24 protein-coding genes and 1 pseudogene are annotated in these 24,301 nt (G+C 73.3%); 8 read left to right on the top strand and 17 right to left on the bottom strand.

Annotation, left to right across the window (positions count from 1 at the left end; genetic code table 11):
- The first annotated feature begins 183 nt into the window (after positions 1-183).
- Positions 184-603, top strand: a complete 420-nt coding sequence (locus R4Z62_RS04200; protein ID WP_064531460.1) for a CBS domain-containing protein — start codon at positions 184-186, stop codon at positions 601-603.
- A gap of 120 nt (positions 604-723) precedes the next feature.
- On the opposite strand, the gene rocD is transcribed toward R4Z62_RS04200, so the two are convergent.
- The 3 genes from rocD to R4Z62_RS04185 form a co-directional block, all read right to left on the bottom strand.
- Positions 724-1,947: an ornithine--oxo-acid transaminase gene (gene rocD / locus R4Z62_RS04195; RefSeq protein ID WP_491519159.1), complete on the bottom strand. Its 1,224-nt coding sequence runs from the start codon at positions 1,945-1,947 to the stop codon at positions 724-726.
- The gene (gene ddaH / locus R4Z62_RS04190; protein WP_064531458.1) at positions 1,944-2,756 is read right to left on the bottom strand and encodes a dimethylargininase; all 813 of its coding nucleotides are present in this window, start codon (positions 2,754-2,756) and stop codon (positions 1,944-1,946) included. Before ddaH ends, rocD begins: the two co-directional genes overlap by 4 nt.
- Before the next feature lie 124 nt (positions 2,757-2,880).
- Positions 2,881-3,384 (bottom strand): Lrp/AsnC family transcriptional regulator, encoded by a 504-nt coding sequence (locus R4Z62_RS04185; protein ID WP_064531457.1) that lies wholly within the window; start codon positions 3,382-3,384, stop codon positions 2,881-2,883.
- A 77-nt stretch (positions 3,385-3,461) separates the two neighbouring features.
- On the opposite strand from R4Z62_RS04185, the gene R4Z62_RS04180 reads away from it, so the two are divergent.
- From R4Z62_RS04180 to R4Z62_RS04165, 4 genes are read left to right on the top strand one after another with little or no spacing between them, the layout of a single operon-like run.
- A complete protein-coding gene (locus tag R4Z62_RS04180) occupies positions 3,462-4,217 on the top strand; it encodes a LytR/AlgR family response regulator transcription factor (protein WP_064531456.1) in 756 nt (251 codons plus the stop codon).
- Positions 4,218-4,231: 14 nt separating this feature from the next.
- Positions 4,232-4,591: a hypothetical protein gene (locus R4Z62_RS04175; RefSeq protein WP_064531455.1), complete on the top strand. Its 360-nt coding sequence runs from the start codon at positions 4,232-4,234 to the stop codon at positions 4,589-4,591.
- Positions 4,592-4,604: 13 nt separating this feature from the next.
- A complete protein-coding gene (locus tag R4Z62_RS04170; RefSeq protein WP_355484747.1) occupies positions 4,605-6,335 on the top strand; it encodes a sodium/solute symporter in 1,731 nt (576 codons plus the stop codon).
- Positions 6,332-7,546, top strand: a complete 1,215-nt coding sequence (locus R4Z62_RS04165) for a sensor histidine kinase (RefSeq protein ID WP_382848402.1) — start codon at positions 6,332-6,334, stop codon at positions 7,544-7,546. The genes R4Z62_RS04170 and R4Z62_RS04165 overlap by 4 nt, the downstream gene beginning before the upstream one ends.
- 27 nt (positions 7,547-7,573) lie before the next feature.
- Here R4Z62_RS04165 and R4Z62_RS04160 read toward each other — a convergent pair whose 3' ends face one another.
- From R4Z62_RS04160 to R4Z62_RS04140, 5 genes are all read right to left on the bottom strand, one after another.
- Positions 7,574-7,744, bottom strand: a complete 171-nt coding sequence (locus tag R4Z62_RS04160) for a hypothetical protein (RefSeq protein ID WP_107440580.1) — start codon at positions 7,742-7,744, stop codon at positions 7,574-7,576.
- Positions 7,745-7,859: 115 nt separating this feature from the next.
- Complete coding sequence (locus R4Z62_RS04155) at positions 7,860-8,810, bottom strand: cytochrome c oxidase assembly protein (protein WP_491519158.1); 951 nt, start codon at positions 8,808-8,810, stop codon at positions 7,860-7,862.
- Between the two features lie 149 nt (positions 8,811-8,959).
- Positions 8,960-9,985: a 6-phosphofructokinase gene (locus R4Z62_RS04150; protein WP_064531452.1), complete on the bottom strand. Its 1,026-nt coding sequence runs from the start codon at positions 9,983-9,985 to the stop codon at positions 8,960-8,962.
- 372 nt (positions 9,986-10,357) lie between these two features.
- Positions 10,358-11,086, bottom strand: coding sequence for a type 1 glutamine amidotransferase (locus R4Z62_RS04145; RefSeq protein ID WP_064531451.1), 729 nt, complete (start codon positions 11,084-11,086; stop codon positions 10,358-10,360).
- 20 nt (positions 11,087-11,106) lie between these two features.
- Positions 11,107-12,345, bottom strand: coding sequence for a MurT ligase domain-containing protein (locus R4Z62_RS04140; protein WP_064531450.1), 1,239 nt, complete (start codon positions 12,343-12,345; stop codon positions 11,107-11,109).
- A 158-nt stretch (positions 12,346-12,503) separates the two neighbouring features.
- Between R4Z62_RS04140 and def the strand changes: the two genes are divergently transcribed.
- The gene (gene def, locus R4Z62_RS04135) at positions 12,504-13,049 is read left to right on the top strand and encodes a peptide deformylase (protein ID WP_355484753.1); all 546 of its coding nucleotides are present in this window, start codon (positions 12,504-12,506) and stop codon (positions 13,047-13,049) included.
- 118 nt (positions 13,050-13,167) lie between these two features.
- Here the strand turns inward: def and R4Z62_RS04130 are convergent, their stop codons facing one another.
- Positions 13,168-13,812: a TetR/AcrR family transcriptional regulator gene (locus tag R4Z62_RS04130; protein ID WP_018571086.1), complete on the bottom strand. Its 645-nt coding sequence runs from the start codon at positions 13,810-13,812 to the stop codon at positions 13,168-13,170.
- Between the two features lie 169 nt (positions 13,813-13,981).
- Here R4Z62_RS04130 and R4Z62_RS04125 point away from each other — a divergent pair, with 169 nt between their 5' ends.
- On the top strand, positions 13,982-15,208 hold the full coding sequence (locus tag R4Z62_RS04125; protein WP_491519157.1) for an acyl-CoA dehydrogenase family protein: 1,227 nt from the start codon (positions 13,982-13,984) through the stop codon (positions 15,206-15,208).
- 119 nt (positions 15,209-15,327) lie between these two features.
- Here R4Z62_RS04125 and R4Z62_RS04120 read toward each other — a convergent pair whose 3' ends face one another.
- From R4Z62_RS04120 to R4Z62_RS04085, 8 genes and pseudogenes are all read right to left on the bottom strand, one after another.
- Positions 15,328-15,894, bottom strand: coding sequence for a cupin domain-containing protein (locus R4Z62_RS04120; RefSeq protein WP_018571084.1), 567 nt, complete (start codon positions 15,892-15,894; stop codon positions 15,328-15,330).
- Positions 15,895-15,900: 6 nt separating this feature from the next.
- Positions 15,901-17,133 (bottom strand): cytochrome P450, encoded by a 1,233-nt coding sequence (locus tag R4Z62_RS04115; protein ID WP_064531446.1) that lies wholly within the window; start codon positions 17,131-17,133, stop codon positions 15,901-15,903.
- Positions 17,130-18,197, bottom strand: a pseudogene (locus R4Z62_RS04110) (type III polyketide synthase); the annotation flags it as partial. The gene R4Z62_RS04115 and the pseudogene R4Z62_RS04110, both read right to left, overlap by 4 nt.
- Positions 18,198-18,690: 493 nt before the next feature.
- On the bottom strand, positions 18,691-18,930 hold the full coding sequence (locus R4Z62_RS04105; RefSeq protein ID WP_018571081.1) for a DUF6213 family protein: 240 nt from the start codon (positions 18,928-18,930) through the stop codon (positions 18,691-18,693).
- A gap of 25 nt (positions 18,931-18,955) precedes the next feature.
- Entirely contained in the window at positions 18,956-20,341 is a 1,386-nt protein-coding gene (locus R4Z62_RS04100) for an NADP-dependent succinic semialdehyde dehydrogenase (protein ID WP_385491636.1), read from the bottom strand.
- Between the two features lie 77 nt (positions 20,342-20,418).
- Entirely contained in the window at positions 20,419-20,904 is a 486-nt protein-coding gene (locus R4Z62_RS04095) for an NUDIX hydrolase (protein ID WP_064531444.1), read from the bottom strand.
- Positions 20,901-22,439, bottom strand: a complete 1,539-nt coding sequence (locus R4Z62_RS04090; RefSeq protein ID WP_382843428.1) for an ATP-dependent DNA ligase — start codon at positions 22,437-22,439, stop codon at positions 20,901-20,903. The genes R4Z62_RS04095 and R4Z62_RS04090 overlap by 4 nt, the downstream gene beginning before the upstream one ends.
- Positions 22,440-22,505: 66 nt before the next feature.
- Positions 22,506-23,546 (bottom strand): NAD(P)/FAD-dependent oxidoreductase, encoded by a 1,041-nt coding sequence (locus tag R4Z62_RS04085; protein WP_491519156.1) that lies wholly within the window; start codon positions 23,544-23,546, stop codon positions 22,506-22,508.
- An 86-nt stretch (positions 23,547-23,632) separates the two neighbouring features.
- On the opposite strand from R4Z62_RS04085, the gene R4Z62_RS04080 reads away from it, so the two are divergent.
- Positions 23,633-24,271 carry a helix-turn-helix domain-containing protein gene (locus R4Z62_RS04080; protein WP_491519155.1) on the top strand — a complete coding sequence of 213 codons (639 nt, stop codon included), beginning with the start codon at positions 23,633-23,635 and terminating at the stop codon, positions 24,269-24,271.
- Positions 24,272-24,301 lie beyond the last annotated feature (30 nt).

Below are 24,301 nucleotides of genomic sequence, written 5' to 3'. Positions count from 1 at the left end.
AGGGAGTGCCGTCATCCGCCCGGGTACCCGCATCTCCCGGGCGCCAACGAACAGCCGGGGGCGGTGCGGCGGGGCGCGGGGCGGACACAGGCGCGGCGCGGCGGGTGCGGGCGGGCGCCCGCCGGGTACCCGGCGCGCACAGTGCGGTGGACGGCACCGCAGGACCCCACGGAGGGAGGCGTCATGGCTCAGCACGTACGCGACATCATGACCAGTCGGCTGGTGACGGTGGAGCCGCAGACCTCGGTCACGGCGGTGGCCCAGAAGATGCGCGACGAGGACATCGGAATCGTCCTGGTGACCGACGGCGACGAACTGCGCGGCCTGGTCAGCGACCGCGACCTGGTGGTGCGCTCGCTGGCGGACGGTGGCGACCAGGAGCAGCGGACCGTGGCCTCCGCGTGCAGCGACGACCTCTTCACCGTGGGCCCCGACGAGGAACTGGGCCACGCGGTGGAGCTGATGCGGGAGCATTCCGTGCGCCGGGTGCCGGTCGTCGACCACGGCCACCCGGTGGGCATCGTCTCCCTCGGTGATTTGGCCATCGAACGGGACCCGGGTTCCGCGCTCGGCGACATCAGCGCGGCCCGGCCCAACGAGTAGGCGGGGCGCAACGCGCGGACCGGGGGCGCCCCGGGCGGGGCGCCCCGCCCGGGGCGCCCCCGGCCGTGCCGTGAGTGCCGTGCCGTGCCGTACGTCAGGAGACCGGAAGGTCCGGCGGGCTCAGGACGTCAGCACCCGCTCCAGCGACCCCAGCGCGGAGCGCAGTTCGGTCTCGGTGACGGTCAGCGGCGGCGCGAGACGGATCGTCGACCCGTGGGTGTCCTTGACCAGGATCCCCTCCCGCATCAGCCGCTCGCTGATCTCCCGGCCGGTGCCGATGGCCGGGTCCACGTCGACGCCCGCCCACAGCCCGCGCGAGCGGAAGCCGAGCACGCCCCTGCCGGTCAGCGCGGTGAGGCCCTCGCGCAGGACGACGCCCAGTTCGGCGGCCCTGCGCTGGAACCCGCCGGTCTCCAGCAGTTCCACCACCGCCGTGCCGACCGCCGCGGCCAGCGGGTTGCCGCCGAACGTCGACCCGTGCTCGCCCGGCCGCAGCACGCCCAGCACCTCGCGGCTGCCGACCACCGCCGACACCGGCACGATGCCGCCGCCCAGCGCCTTGCCGAGCAGCACGAGGTCCGGCACCACGCCCTCGTGCTCCACGGCGAGCGTGTGCCCGGTGCGGCCCAGACCCGACTGGATCTCGTCCGCGACGAACAGACAGCCCGCCCGGCGGGTCAGCTCGCGCACCCCGGTGAGATAGCCGTCGTCGGGCACGATCACGCCCGCCTCGCCCTGGATCGGCTCGATCAGCACGGCGGCCGTGGTCTCGTCGACCGCAGCCTCCAGGGCGGCCAGGTCGTTGTAGGGGACGATCCGGAAGCCGGGCGTGAACGGCCCGAACCCGGCCCGTGCCGTCTCGTCGGTGGAGAAGCCGACGATCGTCGTCGTCCGGCCGTGGAAGTTGTCCGCGGCGACCACGATCGTGGCCCGGTCGGCGGGGACGCCCTTGACCTCGTAGGCCCACTTGCGGGCGACCTTGATGCCGCTCTCCACCGCCTCGGCGCCGGTGTTCATGGGCAGCACCATGTCCTGCCCGGTCAGCGCCGCCAGCCGCGTGGCGAAACCGGCCAGCCGGTCGTTGTGGAAGGCCCGCGAGGTGAGGGTGAGCCGGTCGAGCTGGTCGCGGGCCGCCTCGATCAGCGCGGGGTGGCGGTGGCCGAAGTTCAGGGCGGAGTACCCGGCCAGCATGTCGAGGTAGCGGCGGCCCTCGACGTCCTCGACCCAGGCGCCCTCGGCCCGCGCCACGACCACCGGCAGCGGGTGGTAGTTGTGCGCGAGCACCGGCTCCTCCGCCCGGATCAGCTCGTCGGAGGTGGTACGGGTGTCTGCGGGTGCGGTCATGAGCGGATCTCCTGGGTGCAGCACTTGATCCCGCCGCCGGCCTTGCGGAACTCCGACAGGTCGACGGGGACGGGCAGATAGCCGAGGTCGGTGAGGCGGCCGGCGAGGTCCGTCGCGCCGGGCGACATGAACACGTGCAGGCCGTCCGAGACGGAGTTGAGTCCGAAGGCCTCCGCGTCCCTCCGGGTGGCGATCACCGCGTCCGGGTACAGCCGGGCGAGCACCTCGCGGCTGCCCGGGGAGAACGCCTCGGGGTAGTACGCGATGTTCTCCTCGTCGAGGACGAACAGCGCCGTGTCCAGATGGTAGAAGTACGGGTCCACCAGGGTCAGCCCGATCACCGGGACGCCCAGGAACTCCTGGGCCTCGCGATGGGCCTCCCGGGTGGTGCGGAAGCCGGTGCCGGCCAGCAGCCAGCGCCCGGCCGGGACGAAGTCGCCCTCGCCCTCGCACACCGACTCGGGCCGGTACACGTCGAACCCGGCCGACTTGAACCAGGTGTCGTAGGGCAGGGACTCCGGGCGCCGCTCGGGCGCCTTGAACAGGGAGCCGAAGACACGGCCGCCGACGACGACCGCCGCGTTGGCGGCGAAGACCATGTCCGGCAGCGAGGGGACGGGTTCCACGGTCTCGACGGTATGACCGTGGGCGCGGTAGGCGTCGGTCAGCGCCTGCCACTGGGCCTGGGCGCGTCCGGTGTCGACGGGACGGTCCGGATGCATCCAGGGGTTGATCGCGTACTGCACGGCGAAGTGTCTGGGTTCGCAGACGAGAAAGCGCCGCCGGCGCGGCACACGGGATCCGGGCACAGAGGGGTTCCTCCGCTTCCTGGGGTGTCGACTGAGGGTTGACACCACGGTAGGAAGCGGGCGATACGGCCGACAAGGAACGAAACCTGCGCGTTCACGCAGCGATGCTGCGTCTTCAAAGGATTCAGCGCACGTCTGCTGCGTCCTCGGGAGCGGGCTGACTGGCCCCCGCCTCCGGGCTGTCCGGCAGCAGATGGGAGAGCACCATCACGCTGATCGTCTTGCGGATGAACGGCTCCACCCGGATCCGCTCCAGCACCTCCTCGAAGTGCTCCACGTCCCGCGCCCGCACGTGCAGCAGCGCGTCCGCGCCCCCGGTCACCGTCATCGCCGCCGTGATCTCCGGATGGTTGCGCACCACCTCGGCCAGCCGCCGCGGCGGCGCCGCGCCCTCGCAGTACACCTCGACGTACGCCTCCGTGCGCCAGCCCAGCGCCGCGGGCTTCACCGTGGCCGTGAACCCGGTGATCACCCCCGTGTCGCGCAGCCGGTCCACCCTCCGTTTGACGGCGGTGGAGGAGAGTCCGACGGCCGCGCCGATCTCCGCGAAACTCGTACGGGCGTTCGCCATCAGAGCGGTGAGGATCTTCCGGTCGAGATCGTCGAACGGCGTGGGCCTGCTGTTCATGCCCGCACTGTATCCAGCGCCCCCGGCCGCGCCCGGCACATGTCCAGGGCCGCCGTTCGCCCCTACACTCCACGTTCATGCTGCGCGCCCTCGCCGTCGACGACGAACGCCCCTCGCTGGAGGAGCTGCTCTACCTGCTGAGCGCGGATCCCCGCGTCGAGGGCGTCGAGGGCGCCTCGGACGCCACCGAGGCGCTGCGCCGCATCAACCGGGCGCTGGAGTCCGGACCGGGCGGCCCCGACGCGATCGACGTCGTCTTCCTCGACATCCACATGCCGGGCCTCGACGGCCTCGACCTGGCCAGGCTGCTGACCGGGTTCGCCGCACCGCCGCTGATCGTGTTCGTCACCGCCCACGAGGACTTCGCCGTGCAGGCGTTCGACCTCAAGGCCGTCGACTACGTCCTCAAACCCGTCCGCCGGGAACGGCTCGCGGAGGCCGTCCGCCGCGCCGCCGCGCTGCGCGAGACGGCCGTACGGATCCCGGTGAGCGAACCCGACCCCGACCAGCTGCCCGTCGAACTCGGCGGCGTCACCCGGTTCGTCGCCGTCGACGACATCACCCACGTCGAGGCCCGGGGCGACTACGCCCGGCTGCACACCGCCCGGGGCAGCCACCTCGTCCGCATCCCGCTGTCCACACTGGAGGAGCGCTGGCGCGCCCGCGGCTTCGTCCGCATCCACCGCCGCCATCTCGTCGCGCTGCGCCACATCGGTGAACTCCGCCTGGACGCGGGCTCGGTGAGCGTCCTGATCGGCACCGAGGAACTCCAGGTCAGCCGTCGGCACGCCCGCGAACTGCGGGACCTGCTGATGCGCCGGACCGGACGCTAGAGGGGGCGCACACCGTGCCGCAGGACCCCGCCGAGCGCCGCGTCGTCGTCACCGGACCGCCCCGCCGCACCCGCCGCGCCACCGGCCACTACCGCCCGCGCACCGAGATCGACGAGCAGACCACGCTCGGCCACACCTACGTCCGCTCCCTGATGCGCGCCCAATTGCGCACCGCGCTCACGGTGTCCGGCGTGCTCGTCCTGCTCGTCGGCCCGCTGCCGCTGGTGTTCGCCGCCGCCCCCGACGCCCGCCGCCTGACCTGGGCCGTCCTCGGCTTCGGCCTCTACCTCCCGCTCGTCCTGCTCGCCCGCTGGTACGTCCGCCGCGCCGAACGCAACGAACGCGACTTCGCCCGCCTCGTCGAGGACCGCTGAGGACCGCGCCCCGGTGAACTCCGCCTACACCGTCCCCGCCGTCGCCCTCGTCGTCGTCGCCACCGTCCTCGTCGGCGCCTTCGGGCTGCGCATGTCCCGGACCACCTCCGACTTCTACGTCGCCTCCCGCACCGTGGGGCCGCGCCTGAACGCCGCCGCGATCAGCGGCGAGTACCTCTCCGCCGCCTCCTTCCTCGGCATCGCCGGACTGGTCCTCGTCCAGGGCCCCGACATGCTGTGGTACCCGGTCGGCTACACCGCCGGATACCTCGTCCTGCTGCTGTTCGTCGCCGCCCCGCTGCGCCGCTCCGGCGCCTACACACTGCCCGACTTCGCCGAGGCCCGGCTCGCCTCCCAGGGCGTGCGGCGGCTGGCGGGCGCCTTCGTCGTCGGCATCGGCTGGCTGTACCTGCTGCCCCAGCTCCAGGGCGCCGGCCTCACGCTCGCCGTGCTCACCGGGGCCCCCGGCACCCTCGGCGGAGTGATCGTCGCCGTCGTCGTGGTGGCCATCGTCGCGGCCGGCGGCATGCGCAGCATCACCTTCGTGCAGGCCTTCCAGTACTGGCTGAAACTGACCGCCCTGCTCGTCCCCGCCCTCTTCCTGCTGCTCGCCTGGCAGAGCGACGGCGCCCCCCGCCACGCCTTCGACGAACCCGCGGCCTTCCGCGCCCCGCGCACCGTCCGCGTCGGCAGCACCCTCGACCTGCGCCTGGACCGCCCCCTCACCGTCACCGTGCACGGCACCGTCGACGGCCGCCCGTACCCCGGCGAGCCCGTGCGCCTGGCCGCCGGCACCCACCGCCTCGGCGGCGGCACCCGCCTCACCTTCCGGTCCGGCGACCCGGTGCCCGCCGCCGACCGGGCCGGCACCGGCGGCATGTCGACCTCGCTCGCCGCGGGCCGCGAGGAACGCCCCCTGTACGCCACGTACGGCCTCATCCTCGCCACCTTCCTCGGCACCATGGGACTGCCGCACGTCGTGGTCCGCTACTACACCAGCCCGCACGGGGTCGCCGCCCGCCGCGCGACGGTCGCCGTGCTCGGCCTCATCGGCGCCTTCTACCTGCTGCCGCCCCTCTACGGCGCCCTCGGCCGCCTCTACGCCCCCGAACTGACCCTCACCGGCGACGCGGACGCCGCCGTCCTGCTGCTGCCCGACCGGATGATCGGCGGCCTCGGCGGCGACCTGCTCGGGGCGCTGGTCGCGGGCGGCGCCTTCGCCGCCTTCCTGTCCACCGCCTCCGGACTGACCATGGCGGTCGCCGGGGTGCTCACCCAGGACGTGCTGCCCTCACGCGGCCCGCTGCCCGCCCGAGGCGTACGGCACTTCCGGCTCGGCACCGTGCTCGCCATGGCCGTACCGCTCGCCGTGAGCGTCCTGGCCGGGGGACTGCCGGTGGCCGACGCCGTCGGACTCGCCTTCGCGGTGTCCGCGTCCTCCTTCTGTCCGCTGCTCGTCCTCGGCATCTGGTGGCGGCGGCTCACCCCGCCCGGCGCGGCGGCCGGGATGCTGGCCGGCGGCGGGGCCGCGTTCGTCGCCGTCGCCGTCACCCTGGCCGGGCTCCCGGGCACCGGCCCGCCGCACGCGCTGCTCGCCTGGCCCGCCCTGTGGTCGGTGCCGCTGGGCTTCCTCACCATGGTGCTGGTGTCCCTGGCCACCCCCGGCCGGGTGCCGCCCGGCACCGCGGCCGTGCTCGCCCGCTTCCACCTGCCCGAGCCGCCCGGCACGGAGGCCAAGGCGTGAGCGGCTTCCTCGCCGGGCTGTGCGTCGCCGTCCTGCCGCTGCTGGCCGCCGGGTTCTGGCTGGGCCGGCGCACCGCCAGGACCCCGCGTCCGGGCGGTCTCGGCACGCCCGTCGAGCACGCCACCTTCCGGACCCTGCACACCGCCTCCCTCGCCGCGCCCCCGCTGCGGGCCGGACTCACCGAGGAGACCGCCCGCAGATCGGCCCGGCGGCTGCGGTCCCTGCTCGGCACCGACGCGCTCTGCCTCACCGACGACACACGCGTACTGGCCTGGGACGGCGTCGGCGCCCACCACCGCGCCGAGATCATGGAACGGCTCACCGGCCCCCTGGAGACCGGGCGCGGCGAGGCGTTCCGGCTCGGCTGCACGGCACCTGACTGCCCGGTGCGCTGGGCGGTGGTCGCCCCGCTCACCGTGGACGACCGGGTGCACGGCGCCCTGGTCGCCTGCGCGCCCCGCGAGTCGGCCGTCCTGGTCCGCGCCGCCGCCGAGGTGGCCCGCTTCGTCTCGGTCCAGCTCGAACTGGCCGACCTGGACCGCTCCCGCACCCGGATCGTCGAGGCCGAGATCAAGGCCCTGCGCGCCCAGATCTCCCCGCACTTCGTGTTCAACTCGCTGGCGGTGATCGCCTCGTTCGTGCGCACCGACCCCGAGCGCGCCCGCGAGCTGCTGCTGGAGTTCGCCGACTTCACCCGCTACTCGTTCCGCCGGCACGGCGACTTCACCACGCTCGCCGACGAACTCCACGCCATCGAGCACTACCTCTCGCTGGTCCGGGCCCGCTTCGGCGACCGCCTCGCCGTCACCCTCCAGATCGCCCCCGAGGTGCTGCCCGTCGCGCTGCCCTTTCTGTGTCTGCAACCGCTCGTGGAGAACGCCGTCAAACACGGTCTGGAGGGCAAGGCCGGGACCTGCCGCATCCGCCTCACCGCCCGGGACGCGGGCGCGGAGGCGCTGGTCGTCATCGAGGACGACGGCGCCGGCATGGACCCCGGACTGCTGCGCCGCATCCTCGCCGGGGAGGACAGCCCCTCCGGCGGCATCGGCCTGTCCAACGTCGACGACCGGCTGCGCCAGGTCTACGGCGACGACCACGGCCTGGTCATCGAGACCGCGCCCGGGGCCGGAATGAAGATCACCGTGCGGCTGCCCAAGTACCAGCCGGGCGTGCACTCCTCGGCCCGGCTCGGCAGCGGCCCCGCGAACTGAGCGGCGCGGAAGGGAGCTGGGAGGGGGTCAGGTGCGGTGGGTCACCACCACGCCCAGGGTCGCGAGACCCAGCACCACCCAGCCGAACCACAGCCAGCCGTTGCCGCCGAGCGCCACCGTGTACGCCGTCACCGCGACCAGGGAGCCCACGGTGAGCACCCCCATCGCTCTCGTGGAACCGTCCGTCGAACCGGGCATCGCGGCACCCTCCTCCTGGTCGGCCTCCCTCCCATGGTGCCCCGGAATCCGACTCCTGGGAGGCTCCGGTGCACGCACCGTGCGGAAGTGACAGCGGAAAGAGCGCGTGGCGGGGTCAGTTGCCGCGGGCGTTGAGCGAGGCCAGATAGGCGTTGTAGGCGGCCAGCTCCTTGTCGCCGTCCCGCTCGGCGGCCCGGTCCTTGCGCTTGGCCTGCCGCTGCTCCGAGCGGTACCACTGGAACAGCAGCGCCAGCAGCACCAGCACCGAGGGCACCTCGCTGAACGCCCAGGCGATGCCGCCGGCCGCCGTCTGGTCGGACAGCGCGTCGATGCCGAGCGAGGCGGGCGGGTCGCGGAAGGTGTCCACCAGGGGCGTGGAGCCCATCATCAGCGCGATGCCGAAGAACGCGTGGAAGGGCATGCCCGCGAACAGTTCCAGCATCCGCATCAGATAGCCCGGCCGGTGCGGGCCCGGGTCGATGCCCATGATCGGCCAGAAGAACGCCACCCCGACCGCGAGGAAGTGCACCATCATCGCGATGTGCCCGGCCCGCGAGCCCATCAGGAGGTCGAAGAGCGGGGTGAAGTACAGCGCGTACAGGCTGGCGACGAACAGCGGGATGGTGAACGCGGGGTGCGTGATGATCCGGACGTAGCGGCTGTGCAGCAGGGCCAGCAGCAGTTCGCGCGGACCCTTGCGGCCCCGGCCCGCCACCGGCAGCGCGCGCAGCGCCAGGGTGATCGGGGCGCCGAGCAGGATCAGGATCGGCGAGAGCATGCTGATCACCATGTGCTGGACCATGTGCACGCTGAACATGACCATGCCGTAGTCGTTCAGCTTGGTGCACATCATCAGCACCACCGTCAGCACCCCGACGACGTACGCCACCGTGCGGCCCACCGGCCAGGAGTCGCCGCGCCGCCGCAGCCGCACCACGCCCCAGCCGTAGAGCGCGAGACCGAGCAGGCAGGCGACGAGGAAGAACGGGTCCGCGGACCATGCGAGGCCGCGTCCCAGCGTGAACGGCGGCAGATCCATCATCATGCCGTGCCCGCTGTGATTCATCCGCCGGCTCCTGATTCGTGGGGGTGTGCGCTGTCCGACCCCAGCTGTGGGCGTCCGTGACCGTCTGTCCCCAGCTGTCTGTCGGCACCCAGACTAGAACCGCCCCCGGCCGCTCTCGCGACCGGGGGCGGCTGACGCGCGGGCGTGTCCTACAGCACGCACTCCGCCTCGGCGTACCGGTCGGCGGGCACCGTCTTCAGGGTCTCCACGGCCTGCGCGAGCGGCACCATCACGATGTCCGTGCCGCGCAGCGCGGTCATCCGGCCGAACTCCCCGCGGTGCACGGCCTCCACGGCGTGCCAGCCGAACCGGGTGGCCAGCACCCGGTCGTACGCCGTCGGCGTGCCGCCGCGCTGGACGTGCCCGAGGATGACCGGCCGCGCCTCCTTGCCCAGGCGCTCCTCCAGCTCCAGGGAGAGCTGCCGGGCGATGCCCGCGAACCGCTCGTGGCCGTAGACGTCCTTGCCGCCCTCGTCGAAGTCCATGGTGCCCGGCAGCGGCTTGGCGCCCTCGGCCGCGACCACGATCGCGAACCGCTTGCCCGCCGCGAACCGCTCGCCGACCTTCTTCGCCAGCTCCTCGATGTCGAAGGGCCGCTCAGGGACGACCACGGCGTGTGCGCCGGCGGCCATGCCGGACTGGAGCGCGATCCAGCCGGTGTGGCGGCCCATGACCTCCACGATCAGCACCCGCTGGTGGGACTCGGCGGTGGTCTTCAGCCGGTCGAGCGCCTCGGTGGCCACCGTCACGGCGGTGTCGAAACCGAAGGTGACGTCGGTGACCGCGATGTCGTTGTCGATGGTCTTGGGCACGCCGACGATGGGCAGGCCGTTGTCCGAGAGCAGCCGGGCCGCCTTGAGGGTGCCCTCGCCGCCGATCGGGATGATCGCGTCGAGCCCCAGTTCCTGGACATGGCCGCGGGCCCGCTCGACCCCGTCGCGCAGCTGCTCGGGACGCACCCGGGAGGAGCCGAGGATGGTGCCGCCGAGGGCCAGGATGCCGCCGACCGCGTCCAGGTCGAGCTTGAGGTAGTCACACTCCAGGAGGCCCTTCCAGCCGTCCCGGAATCCGATGACCTCGTCGCCGTGGTCGGCGACGGCACGGTGCACGACGGACCGGATGACGGCGTTCAGGCCGGGGCAGTCGCCGCCGGACGTGAGGACACCAATGCGCATAGCCCGAACAACCTTCTCCACGTGGGCCGGGACCGGACCGCGCTGTCCGGCTCGATCCCGGCCACCCTACCGGCGTGAGGGGGTGCTGCCGTACGGGCCGTCCGGCTGGTGGACGCGGGTGCACAGGTGAGCGGAGGCGTCGTCAGCCGGGCCCGGTCACGAACGTCCCGCGCGCACCTTGCGGGGAGCTTGCGAGGGGCTTGAGGAGAGCCGACACCCGGCCGAAGCGCCGGGAACGCAGTCACCGCGGTCACCGCGGACACCGCAGTCACCGCGTACACGGCAGTCACCGCGGCCGCCGGGAGACACCGCGGGCGCGCCCGGGAGGTTTCCCCGGCGCGCCCGCGGGCCGCCGTGCCGTGCCGTCCGCGCTCAGGCGGGCTGCTCGGCGGCGGCGATGCGCTCGGTGCGCAGGGCCTCGTACCAGCGGTCGTCGATCGGCGGCAGCGCGTTGACGTCGAGGGCGAGCTTCAGCAGCAGGTCCGCGATCTGCGGATTGCGGGCCAGCACGGGTCCGTGCATGTAGGTGCCGAAGACCGTGTCGTTGTACGCGCCCTCCGTGCCGTCGCCGGTGCCGTTGCCCCGGCCGACGCGCACCTGGGCGAGCGGCCGGGCGGCCGGGCCGAGGTGGGTGACGCCCTGGTGGTTCTCGAAGCCGGTCAGCTGGGGCAGCCCGAGGCGCGGGTCGACGTCACCGAGGACGTCGCCGACGCACCGCTCGCCCTCGCCGCGCACGGACACCACGTCGAGCAGGCCGAGGCCCGGCTCGCGCTGGCCGAGGTCGTTGACGAACTCGTGGCCGAGGATCTGGTAGCCGGCGCAGACCGAGAAGACGATGGCGCCGTTCTGCACCGCCTGGTACAGGTGGCCGTCGCGGCGCAGCCGCTCCGCCGCCAGCCGCTGCGGGCGGTCCTCGCCGCCGCCGATCAGGTAGATGTCGCCGGAGGTCGGGATCGGCTGGTCGCTGCGCACGTCCAGGCGGGCCACGTCCAGGCCGCGCTGCCGGGCCCGGCGCTCCACGACGAGCGCGTTGCCCTGGTCGCCGTAGGTGCTCAGCAGGTCCGGGTAGATCCACACCAGCCGCAGTTGGTTGTCGCTCATGAAGTGCTCGTCCTTCGTGATCAGTTGCCGACGCGGCGGCGCAGGTCCTGGAACGCGGTGTAGTTGGCGATGACCTCGATCCGGCCGGGCGGCGCCTGCTGCACGGCCTGGTCGAGGTTCTCGCAGACCTGGAAGTGCTGGTTCGCCACCTCCAGACGCACCGCGAGGTCCAGCTTCCGGTCGCCGATCACGAGGAGCGGGTGGCCGGTGAGACGGGTGTAGTCGACGTCCCACAGCCAGGAGGTGTCGGTGCCGTCGGCGCCGCGCGCGTTCACCGAGAGGATGACCGGGGTCGGCGGCGGGTCGATCAGCGAGAAGGTCTCCAGCCAGCCGGCCGGGTTCTTGGCCAGCAGCAGGCGCAGGTCGCGGCCCTGGAACTGCACGACGTCGTAGCGTCCGGCGACCGCCTGCACCTGGTACATCCGCTCCAGCGCGACCTGCGGCGGCACCCCGAAGACGGCGGCGACGGCCGCCGAGGAGGCGGCGTTGGCCTTGTTGGCGCGGCCCGGCAGCTGGAGGTGGATCGGCCAGGCCGAGCCGTGCGGGTCCAGGACGTGGTCGCCGGACAGGGCCCAGCTGGGCGTGGGCCGGCGGAAACCGCACTCGGCGCAGAACCAGTCGTCGCCCGGACGCTGCATCACACCGCCGCAGGACGGGCAGGACCAGGCGTCGTCCTTCCACATCTGCCCGGCGGCCACCCAGATCACATTGGGCGAGGAGGACGCGGCCCACACCACCAGCGGGTCGTCGCAGTTGGCGACGACCACGGCCTTGGAACCGGCGAGTCCCTCCCGCCAGTTCTCGGCGAGCATCCGGGTCTCGGCGGCCCGGTCCAGCTGGTCGCGGGAGAGGTTGAGCAGCGCGATGCACTTGGGGTCGGTGTCCCGGGCGACGCCCGCGAGGTACTTCTCGTCGACCTCGATCACACCGAACTTGGCGTCCGAGCCGCCCGCCAGCGCCGAGGTGATGCCCGCCGGCATGTTGGCGCCGAGCGCGTTGGACACCACCGGGCCCGCGGCCCGCAGCGCCTCGGCGATGAGCCGGGTGGTGGTGGTCTTGCCGTTGGTCGCCGACACCAGGATGACATCCAGGTTCTGGGCGAGCCGGGCCAGCAGGTCGGGGTCGAGTTTGAGTGCCACCCGGCCGCCGATCACCGAACCGCTGCCGCGCCCCGCGGCGCGCGATGCCGCCGCGACCGCCTTGCCCGCGGTCACGGCCAGCTTGGCCCGCGGCGTGAGCGGGTCCGAGTTGCCTGCCATCAGTTCTCGATCCTCCTTGCGTACGCGCCGCGCCTGAGCCATCCGGCAACGTGGTGTGGACCTCAGCCTATCGAGATCCGTTCACGCACCCGAATTCCGGCACCCCTGCGGCGCTCGCGCGCCGTTCGCGCGTGCAGAAGGACCGTACCCTTGCCGCCATGCGACACGGCTCGATCCCCGGCGCCCGCGGGCGCGTACGGCCCCTCACCCTCTTCGGCGACGAGGCGCTGCGCGCACCCTGCCGGGAGGTCACCGGCTTCGGTCCCGAACTGGCCTCGCTCGTGGAGGACTTGTTCGCCACGATGTACGCCGCGCGGGGGGTGGGACTGGCCGCGAACCAGGTGGGCGAGGAGCTGCGGGTGTTCGTCTACGACTGCCCCGACGACGAGGACGTGCGGCATCTGGGGCATGTGGTGAATCCCCGTCTGGTGGCGGCGGACGGCATCGTGCTGCGCGGTCCGGAGGGCTGTCTCTCGCTGCCGGGCCTGGAGGCGGGGACCGAGCGCCACGACCGCGCGGTCGTGGCGGGATTCACAGTGACGGGGGAGCCGGTGACGGTCGAGGGGACGGGATTCTTCGCCCGCTGCCTCCAGCACGAGTGCGACCATCTGGACGGCCGCCTGTATGTGGATCATGTCACGGGCCTGCGCCGGCGCAGGGTGCTGCGGCAGGCGGCGCGGGCACCCTGGGCCCGCCGGGGGTGACGGCGGGAGCGCCGGGCCGGGCGGGAACCACGGATCCTGGTGGGTGTCCGCGGCCGGGCGGGGATCCGGGGCCGGGCGGGAATCCGGACCGGCGGGCGCCGGGCCCGGGGCGTGCGGGCTAGAAGCCGGGTCCTCCGGCCTTGTCGCCGGCGCCCGCGAGCCGGCCCCACAGCAGATCGGCGAGGCTGCGCACCAGTTCCGCGCGCGAGCAGGGGCGTTCGCCCAGCCACCAGTCGCCGGCCGCGTGCATCATGCCGACGATGCCGTGCCCCCACACCCGGGCCAGCTGCTGGCCGCCCGGCCCGAGGTCGAGGCGTTCCCCGATGACCTGGGCCAGCTCCTCGCCCATCCGGCGCAGCAGCGGCGCGGAGTGCTTGCCGACGTCGAAGCCCTGGTCGCCGCCCTGGCCGCCCTCCGCCGGATGCATCAGGAAGCGGTACACCTGGGGCCTGGCCTCGATCGCGGCGAGATAGGTGTCGAGCGTGGCCTCGACACGGGCGCGCCGCTCGGCGGGCGCGTCGAGGGCGGCCCGCAGCGAGTCGAGCAGGGCGTCGGTGTGCCGCTTGGCGAGGGCGGCGTACAGGCCGCCCTTGTCGCCGAAGTGGCGGTAGAGGATCGGCTTGGTGATGCCCGCCTCGGCGGCGATGGCGTTCATCGACGCGTGCGGACCGTCGCGCAGCACCACCCGGTCGGCGGCCTCCAGCAGCTCGCGCCGTCGGCGGTCGGCGGACCGCTGCTGATCGGTCCGCTGCGTGGTGTCCATGATCTCTCCCCACCCGTGCTGATTCGGTGACGCCTGCGCAAACTAACACTGACCGGGCCCGCGGCATCGAACGGGCTGCCGAGGCGGCAGCGGCACTTGACTTCTCCTACTGGTCGGTAACACAGTACGGTTACCGCAAGTAACACCACAGTGTGCCGCTGGAGGGGACATGGCCGAGTTCACCATGGAGCTCAACGACGAACAGAAGGAGGTGCGGGACTGGCTGCACGGCTTCGCCGCCGATGTGATCCGCCCCGCCGCCGCCGAATGGGACGAGCGTGAGGAGACTCCCTGGCCGGTCATCCAGGAGGCCGCCAAGGTCGGCATCTACTCCCTGGACTTCTACGCCCAGCAGTACTTCGACGCCACCGGCCTCGGCATCCCGATGGCCATGGAGGAGCTGTTCTGGGGCGACGCGGGCATCGCCCTGTCGATCGTCGGCACCGGCCTCGCCGCCGTCGGCGTCCTCGCCAACGGCACCGAGGAGCAGATCGGCACCTGGATCCCGCAGATGTACGGCGACCCCAGCGACGTCAAGGTGGCCGCCTTCTGCTCCTCCGAGCCCGACGCCGGCTCCGATGTCGCGTCCCTGCGCACCCGCGCCGTCTACGACGAGGCCAAGGACGAGTGGGTGCTCAACGGCACCAAGACCTGGGCGACCAACGGCGGCATAGCCAACGTCCACGTCGTCGTGGCCTCCGTCGACCCCGGGCTTGGCTCCAAGGGGCACGCCTCCTTCATCGTCCCGCCCGGCACCCCGGGCCTGTCCCAGGGCCAGAAGTTCAAGAAGCACGGCATCCGCGCCTCGCACACCGCCGAGGTCGTCCTCGACCATGTGCGCGTCCCCGGCTCCTGCCTGCTCGGCGGCAAGGAGAAGCTGGACGAGCGCCTCGCCCGCGCCCGCGAGAAGGCCGAGGCGGGCGGCGAGCGGGTGAAGAACGCGGCGATGGCCACCTTCGAGGCGTCCCGCCCCGCGGTCGGCGCCATGGCCGTCGGCACCGCGCGCGCCGCCTACGAGGTCGCCCTCGACTACGCGAAGACCCGCGAGCAGTTCGGCCGGCCGATCATCGACAACCAGGGCGTGGCCTTCCAGCTCGCCGACATGGCCACCTCCGTCGACGCGGCCCGCCTGATGGTGTGGCGTGCCTCCTGGATGGCGATCAACGGCAAGCCGTTCACCGCCGCCGAGGGCTCGATGTCCAAGCTGTTCGCCAGCGAGACCGCGAAGAAGGTCACCGGCCAGGCCATCCAGATCCTGGGCGGCAACGGCTACACCCGCGAGTACCCGGTGGAGCGGATGCACCGCGACGCGGCGATCTACACCATCTTCGAGGGCACCAGCGAGATCCAGCGGCTGGTCATCTCCCGTACGGTCTCCGGCCTGCCGATCCGCTGATCCGCCCACCGCCCGGGACGCTCCGGTGACGGCGGTCCGCCGGCGGACGACGGGTCCGCCGGCGGTCACCGGGGCGCGGCCGAGGCACCGGGGCGCGGCCGAGGCGCCGGGGCGGGCCGTCAGCGGTGCCTGAGCGGGGTCAGCTGCTCGATGTCGTAGCGCCGCCGCAGCGCCTCGATCGCCGCGTGGTCGGGCGGCCCGCCGCTCCTGAGGATCTCCAGCAGCTCCTCGAAGTACCGCTCATGGTCCGGCGGCGGGGACGCCTGGAAGAACATCTTCGCCGGGCTGTCCGTGGGGTTGGCGAACGCGTGCGGACAGCCCGGGGGCACGGCGATGACCGTGCCCGGGGTGGCCCGCACCACGCGGTTGCCGGACCGGGACTCCCACTTCTGCCAGCGGTCGGGCGTCCGCACCCGCGGCTCGAACGCGAGCACGTCCAGCTCGCCCTCCAGCACGTAGAACAACTCCTCGCTGCGCGTGTGCACATGGGCGCCCACGTCGAAGCCCGGCGGGACCTCCACCTCGAAGGTGGAGGAGGTGCGCGAGTGCGAACCGGTCACCTTGAACGTCACCCGCTGGGCGGCCGTCTCGACCACCCGGCCGTGGCCCGGTGGCACGAGCAGCCCGTCCACCGCGGCGAGTTCGGGATCCTCGATCGCGGGAAGCGGCGGCTCGATCGTCGTCATCGGCGCTCACCACGCCACGGGCAGGGCCTCGGGACCGCGGATCAACGCGCCCTTGCGGAACGGCACCTGCTCCGGCGCCACCGCGAGCCGCAGCCCCGGCAGCCGGTCGAGGAGGGCGTCCACCAGCAGTTCGGACTCCATCCGGGCCAGCTGGCCGCCCGGACAGTAGTGCGGGCCGAACCCGAACGCCACGTGCGGGTTGGGGCTGCGCGTGAAGTCGATCCGCTCCGGGTCGGGGAAGACCTCCGGGTCGCGGTTGGCCGACAGGTAGGACACGTAGATCGCGTCGCCCGCCCGGATCCGCACTCCCTTGATCTCCACGTCCTCCAGGGCGATCCGGGACAGACCGACCGCGTTGCGGTGCGGGATGTAGCGCAGCAGCTCGTCGATGGCCTGCGGCCGGACCGAGGGGTCGGCACGCAGCCGGTCCGCCAGTTCGGGCCGGGTCAGCAGCAGGTAGAACATCTGCCCGCTGTTGTTGGTGACCGCCTCGCCGCCGATCTGGAGGAGCACCGCGAGACCCACGGCCTCCTCCAGGGTGATCTCGCGCCGTCCCACGGCGGCACCGAGCAGCGAGGCGACGTCCTCGTCGGTGCTGTCCGCGCGCGCGTCGATCAGCTCCGTGAAGTACGCGCCCATCTCCTCCTTGGCCTGCTCGCTGACGTCGGCGCCGTGCGAGGAGGACAGGATGTACTGGGTCCAGGTGTGCATCGCGTGCCGGTCGGCGGCCGGGACACCCATCAGCTCGCAGATCACCGCGATCGGGAAGGGGCTGAGCACCGCTGCCGTCAGATCGGCGGGCGGCCCGGCCGCCACGAGTTCGTCGACGAGCTCGGCCAGCATCCGCCGGGCGCTGTCGCGCACCCGCTCCACGCCGCGCGCCGTGAACGCGGGCGCCACCGACCGGCGCAGCCGGTTGTGGTCGGGCGGGTCCAGGAAGCCGACCGCGCCCCGGGACGGGATGAAGTGCGGGGCCAGCCTGGTGACCTGCCGGTCCATGACGGCCTCCCGGCTGAACCGGGCGTCGTTGGTGACCAGCCGCACATCGTCCATGCGGGTCACCAGCCAGGCCCAGCCCTCGCCGTTGGGCAGCTGGATCCGGGTGACCGGGCCCTCCTCCATCAGGTCGGCCAGGACCGGGTCGAAGTCGACCCCGGTCAGATCGAGGGCCGGCCAGTGCCGCACCGGGCACTGCTCGCCCGCGGCCGGATCCGGTTCGGTGAGCGTCTTCTCGCTCATGACTGGTCCCCGATCTGCCAGTTGCCGAGCGACATCTCGGCGGTGATGCCGGGGCCGAACCCGGCGAGCAGCCCGCGCGCGCCGTCCTGGACGCCGCCCTCGTCGAACAGCCGGCGCAGCGCGTCCAGCACGACGGCGCTGGCGATGTTGCCGTACTCGGTGAGCGTGGACCGGCTGAAGCGGAACGCGTGCGGCTCGACCTTCAGGAACTTGGTGAGGTCGTCGAGGATGCGCGGGCCGCCCGCGTGGATGACGTAGAAGTCGAGGTCGGAGGCGTCCCAGCCGTGCAGCCCGGCCAGGTCCTGGAGCGCCGGGGCGAGCGGCTCCATGGTGGTGGGCACCCGCTTGTCCAGCAGGAAGTGGAAGCCGGTCTCCCGGACGTCGTACGCGATCCAGTCCTCGGTCTTGGGGATCAGGTACGAGCCGTTGCGCGCCAGGCGCACTCCGGTGCCACCGGTGCCGCGGACCACGGCGGCGGCGATGCCGTCGCCGAACAGCCCGTTGGACAGCAGCGAGCCGACACCGATGTCGGTGGGCTGGTAGCACAGCGAGCAGAACTCGCAGGCCACGATGAGCGCGTTGGCGTCCGGGTAGGCCGTGCAGAAGTCGTGCGCGCGGTTGATCGCCGCGCCGCCCGCCGCGCAGCCGAGCTGCGCTATGGGTATCTGACGGGTCGTGGAGTCGAAGGCCATCTCGTTGATCAGCCACGCCGTGAGCGAGGGCATCATGAAGCCCGTGCACGAGACGTAGATGATGACGTCGATGTCGGTGGTCAGGAGTTCCGCGTCGTCGAGTGCCCGCTGGATGACCGCGGGGACCCGGGCCTTGGCCTCGTGCTCGTAGAGCTTGTTGCGCTCCTGGAAACCCGGGTGCTTCAGGGTCTCCTCGATGGGCTGCACGATGTGCCGGGTACGCACGCCGGTGTTCTCGATCAGCCGGAGGGCCAGCGCGAGTTGCGGGTGGTCCGCGTGCCGGGAGCGCGCGAGGTCCAGCGTTTCCTCCATGGTGATCACGTGCTCTGGAACGGACACCGAGGGCCTGCACAAAGTCGCCATGATCCGTGCCTGCTTTCGCCTTCCGGAAGGCCGGTAGCCCCCCGGTCAGAGGGTGGTGCACCCAGAAGGGTGGTCCACCCACGATCACCCGGGAGAGCGACGATCTCGCGCCGGACTACTCCAATCCGGGGACGGAGGGCCGGGGCCGCGCGGCCTGGGCGGGGGCGCCCAAGGGCCGGTCGCTGCGCTGCGTACGACGACGAAGACGCTGGTCAGAAGCGTCGTCCGCCGGGCCGGGGCGGTGCGCGCCGAGCGGGTCCGCGCGGCGCGCGGTGACGGCACGGAGGGCGGGGTCCCGCGCGCGGTGCGCGGGCGGCGTGCGCGGGCCGTACGGCGGGAGGGGTGAACGCGGTGTGCGCGGACGGCGCACCCGCGGCCCCGCCCGGGAACCTGGGAAAGGGAGCGCGCCCGGGAACCCGGGGAGGGGAGCGCGGGGGAGGGGCGGATGCCCGGCCGCGGCTCGGGGCGGCGAGGTCACACGGGCCGGGCGGGCGCGCGGCGCTCAGCCGGACGCGGCCCCGCTGCTGTGCGCGATGCACGCCACGTCGATCCGGTCGGCCAGTTTCGCCAGTTCGATGGTCAGCGCGGCCACGGTGTCCTCGTCGAGCCTCTCCTGCCCGGTCTCCACCAGCCGCAGCCACCGGCCGCCCACCGTCCGCAGCAGCTTGCTCACATCGGCGGCGGACACCTGCAAGGTACCGCGGTCGTCGACGATCAGAGGGAGTGTCACTTCGCGGTTCACACCAGCGATCGTAGCCGCGGAAGCCTCACGCTCCGTGCCACACCGTGGTGATGTTGCAGAACTCGCGGATTCCGTGCCCGGACAGCTCACGCCCGTACCCCGACCGCTTGATCCCGCCGAACGGGAACGCCGGGTGCGAGGCGGTCATGCCGTTCACATACACCCCGCCGGCCTCCAGGTCCCGTACGAACCGGTCCACCTCGGCCTCGTCCCTGGTCCACACGTTCGAACTGAGCCCGAACGGGGAGTCGTTGGCGATCAGCACGGCCTCGTCGAGGTCGGCGGCGCGGTAGAGCGTGGCGACCGGTCCGAAGGCCTCCTCGCGGTGCACGCGCATCTCCCGGGTGACACCGGCCAGCACGGTCGGCGGGTAGTACCAGCCGGGCCACGCGGGGCGTTCGCCACCGCACAGCACCTCGGCGCCGCCGCGCCGGGCGTCGTCGACCAGCTCCTCCAGATCGGCCCGGCCCCGCTCGCTGGCCAGCGGCCCCACCTCGGTGTCCTCCTGCGTCGGATCGCCCACCTTCAGGGCCCGCATCCCGGCCACGAACCGCTCCGTGAAGGCGTCGTAGACGTCCGTGTGCACGATGAACCGCTTCGCGGCGATGCACGACTGCCCGTTGTTCTGCACCCGCGCCGTCACCGCGACCTCGGCGGCCCGCCGCACGTCGGCCGACGGCATCACCACGAACGGATCGCTGCCGCCCAGCTCCAGCACCGTCTTCTTGATCATCTCCCCGGCGGTGGACGCCACCGCCCGCCCGGCCGGTTCGCTGCCGGTGAGCGTGGCCGCCCTCACCCGGTCGTCGCGCAGGATGTCGTCGACCGCGCCCGAGCCGATCAGCAGGGTCTGGAAGCAGCCCTCGGTGAAGCCCGCCCGGTGGAACAGGTCCTCCAGGTACAGGGCGGTCCCCGGCACGTTGGAGGCGTGCTTGAGCAGGCCGACGTTCCCGGCCATCAGCGCGGGCGCGGCGAAGCGCACCACCTGCCACAGCGGGAAGTTCCACGGCATCACCGCGAGCACCGGACCCAGCGGCCGGTAGCGCACCAGGGCCCGCGAGCCGCCGGAGTCCGACACGTCGGCCGCGGCCGGTTCCTCGTCGGCGAGCAGCTCCTCGGCGTGCTCGGCGTACCAGCGCATCGCCTTGGCGCACTTGGCAGCCTCCGCGCGCGCCTGCGTGACCGGCTTGCCCATCTCCGTCGTCATGGTCCGGGCGACCTCGTCCCGGTCCTCGTCCAGCAGGTCGGCGGCCCGCTCCAGCATGCGGGCCCGCTCGGCGAAAGACGTCGTCCGGTACGTGCGGAAGGTGGCCTCGGCCAGCTGGAGCCGGCGCTCGATCTCCTCCTCGCCCATGGCCTGGTACGTCTTGAGCGTCTCGCCGGTGGCCGGGTTCACCGTGGCGATGGACATGGCTGACCTCCCTCGGGAGCGGGCTGTGCTTCGACCTTCGCCCGCCGCGCCGCCCGCCGCAACGCGTGGGCCCCTCGTCAGAGCGAGTGCTCGGCCAGCCGGTCGAGAAACGCGGCCTGGGCGGTGACGATCACCTCGCGGGCCGCGTCGAGCCCGAACCAGGCCACCCGGTCCAGCTCCGGGAACTCCTGGGTCCGTCCGGAGCGCGGCGGCCACTCGGTCACGAAGGTGCCCGGGACGATCGCCGCCGGGTCGAGATCGCCCTCGACCGCCCACACGGTCACCGTCTTGCCGCCCGCCTGGCGCACCTCGCCGAGCGGCAGCGCCTCACCGTCCGGCGGCGCGAGCCCCAGCTCCTCCCGGAACTCGCGGCGGGCGGCCCGCCAGGCCGGTTCGTCCTCCTGGTACTCGCCCTTGGGCACGGTCCACGCGCCCTGCTCGCGCCGGGACCAGAACGGGCCGCCCATGTGGCCGAGCAGCACTTCGAGGCCGCCGGGGCCGGTGCGCCGGAACAGCAGCAGTCCGGCACTGCGCCCGGAGCGCCGCCGCGGGCCGCCGCTCACGGCCGTACCTCCGGGTGCGCGGCCAGCAGCGTCCCGACGGTGTCGGCCTCCTCGGGGCGCTTGTCCTCGCGGTAGCGCACCACCCGGGCGAAGCGCAGGGTGACGCCCGCCGGATAGCGCGTGGACCGCTGGAGCCCGTCGTAGGCGATCTCCACGACCAGTTCCGGGCGGACCAGCACGCCCCAGCTCCTCTCCTCCACGGCCAGCTCCCGCAGCCGCTCGGTCTGCCAGGCCAGCAGCGCGTCGGTCATGCCCTTGAAGGTCTTGCCCAGCATCACGAAGCCGCCGTCCTCGGTCCGCGCCCCCAGGTGCAGGTTGGACAGCCGCCCGGTGCGGCGGCCGTGGCCCCACTCGGCGCCCAGCACCACCAGGTCCAGGGTGTGCACGGGCTTGACCTTCAGCCAGGACGCGCCGCGCCGGCCCGCGCTGTAGGGGGCGTCGAGCCCCTTGACGACCACGCCCTCGTGGCCGCGCTCCAGGGTCCGCGCCAGGAACTCCTCGGCCCGCGGCACGTCCTCCTCGCCCGCGACGAGGGTGCGCCTGACCCGCATCGGCTCCGGCACCAGCCGGGCCAGCTCGGCGTGCCGCTCGGCGAACGGCAGGTCGAGCAGGTCGCGGTCGCCGACCGACAGCGCGTCGAAGAAGACCGGTGCGACGGGGACCGCGGCCGCGGCGGTGGCCACGTCCAGCCGGGAGCCGACGCGTCCGGCCGTCTCCTGGAAGGAGCGCGGCCGGCCCTCGGCGGTGAAGGAGATCACCTCGCCGTCCAGCACGAACCGCTCGCCCGGCAGCGCCAGCGCCGCCGCGTGCACCTCGGGCAGCCGGTCGGTGATGTCGTCCAGGGTGCGGGTGTGGATCCGTACGGTCCGGCCGTCCCGGTGCACCTGGACCCGGATGCCGTCCAGTTTCTCCTCCACGGCGCACGCGCCCAGCTTCGCCACCGCCTCCGCCACCGAGGAGGCGCTGTGCGCCAGCATCGGCAGCACCGGTCGGCCCACGGTGAGCCGGAACCGCTCCAGCGCGGGCGGGCCGTCGGCGAGCAGGGCGGCGGCCACCGTCCGGAGGGATCCGGCCAGCATCACCGCCCGCCGCACGTCCGCCGCCGGGGCGCCGGTCGCCGCGGCGAGCCCCTCGACCGCGACCGCGTCCAGCGCGCCCTGGCGGACCTCGCCGGTCAGCAGCCCCAGCAGGAAGCGCTGCTCGTCCTCGGTCGCCGCGGCCAGCAGCGCGCCGACGATCCGGGCCCGCTCGGCCTGCGCACCCGGACCGGAGACCTCGCCCAGGTCCGTCAGCCGGGCGTCCACCTCGCGCACGGTCAGGGAGGGCTCGGCGGCCGGCGGCACCGGGCGGCCGAGCACCTTCCAGCCGACGCCCAGCCGCCCCTGGGGCAGTCTGCCCGCCAGATACGGGATGACGACCGGCACGTCCTCGGCCGCCGCCTCCCGGAACAGCTCCGCGAGCAGAGCGGTCTTGCGCGACCGCGCCGAGGCGGCGGCCACCTCCCGTGACACCTGAGCCAGCCGGGCGAGCAACATGCAGTCATGGTGCACCGCAGGGGGCCGCTCCACACCTGCGCATCCGGCCGGCCGCCGCCGCGCGTGCTACGCCGGTTCCGACTCCCGCTCCGGCTGGGCCGCGAGCGCCGCGTCCAGGTCGGCGAAGAGCAGGTCGCCGTTGATGGCCGCACCGGCGCGGTAGCCCCGGCTCGCCGCGTTGACCACCTGCTCGGCGAAGCCGCTCGCGTTGCCCGCGGCCCACAGGCCCGGGACGGTCGTCAGTCCCCGCTGGTCGATCACGGGGTAGGCGCCGAACGGTGTGTCGCCCAGCTCGGCGCCCAGTTGCCGCAGGAGATCGTTGCCGGGCACCGCGCGCGGGGCGACGAAGAGGACCTCACGGGCGTGGACGCTCCCGTCGGCGAGCCGGACACCGCTCAGCCGGCCGGCCTCGGTGACGAGCCCCGCCACCTCGCCCGGCACGACGCGCACTCCGGCCGCCGCCAGCCGGCGCAGGTCGGTGTCGGACAGCTCGTCCTCGCCGAGCCGGTGCAGGAACAGCGTCACGTCCCCGGACCACTGGCTGACCATGAGCGCCTGGTGCACGCCCAGCGGGGTCGTCGCGAGCACGCCGAAGGCCCGGTCGCGCACCTCCCAGCCGTGGCAGTACGGGCAGTGCAGCACGTCGTCGCCGAACCGCTCGGCGAGCCCCGGAACGTCGGGCAGCTCGTCCTTCAGTCCGGTGGCGACGACCAGGTGCCGGGCGTGGACGGTGCGTCCGCCCGCCAGGGTCACGTCGAACTCGCCCGCGGTGTCCCGTACGGCGCGCACCGCCCGGTCCCGGACCAGTCCGACCCCGTACCGCGCGATCTCCTCGCGGCCGGCGGCCAGGAACTCGGCGGGCGGCATGCCGTCCCGCGACAGGTAGCCCTGCATGTGGGCGGCGGGCGCGTTGCGCGGCTCGCCCGCGTCGACGACGAGCGTACGGCGCCGGGCCCGGCCGAGGACCAGTGCGGCGGAGAGCCCGGCCGCGCCGCCGCCGACGACGACCACCTCGTACCGGTCGCGTCCCTCGTGTCCGTCGGGCCCGTCATGCCCGCCGCGCGGCTCGCTTTCGGTCGTCTGCTCCGGCTCGGTCATGGTGACCATCTCCCTCTCGTCGCGCCTTTCCTCGCGACGGTCGCTCCAAGCGTGCGGGATTGACAAATGGCTTTGCTGATTCTGCAATGGCGGGTATGGCGAGGGACACGACGGACGCGATGGGCGGTACGGGCGCGACGGACGACGTACTGGCGGGTGTGGGACCGAGGCTGCGGCGGATCCGCAAGGAGCGGGAGGTGACCCTCGCGGGCCTGTCGGAGACCACCGGCATCTCCGTCAGTACCCTCTCGCGGCTGGAGTCAGGGCTGCGCAAGCCCAGCCTGGAGCTGCTGCTGCCGATCGCGCAGGCCCATCAGGTGCCGCTCGACGAGCTGGTCGGCGCCCCGCCGGTCGGGGATCCCCGGGTGCGGGCCAGACCCATCGTGCGCGGCGGCCGCACCCACTGGCCGCTCACCCGGCAGACCGGCGGCCTCCAGGCGTACAAGGTGCTCGAACCACGGCGCAAACAGGACCCGGACCCGCGCACCCACGAGGGCTACGAGTGGCTGTACGTGCTCTCCGGGAAGCTGCGGATCGTGCTGGGCGAGCACGACGTGGTGCTCTCGGCGGGCGAGGCCGCGGAGTTCGACACGCGCGTGCCGCACTGGTTCGGATCGACGGGGGAGGGGCCGGTGGAGTTCCTGAGCCTGTTCGGACCGCAGGGCGAGCGGATGCACGTACGGGCGCGGCCGACGCGGTCCACGCGGCGCGGCGGGCGCGAGGAGGGCGACTGAGGCTGCCTGTACCGCGAGTACTCCGGGTGG

This window comes from Streptomyces sp. PL-25, from assembly GCF_058344915.1.
This window is presented reverse-complemented; position numbering and strand designations above follow the sequence as displayed.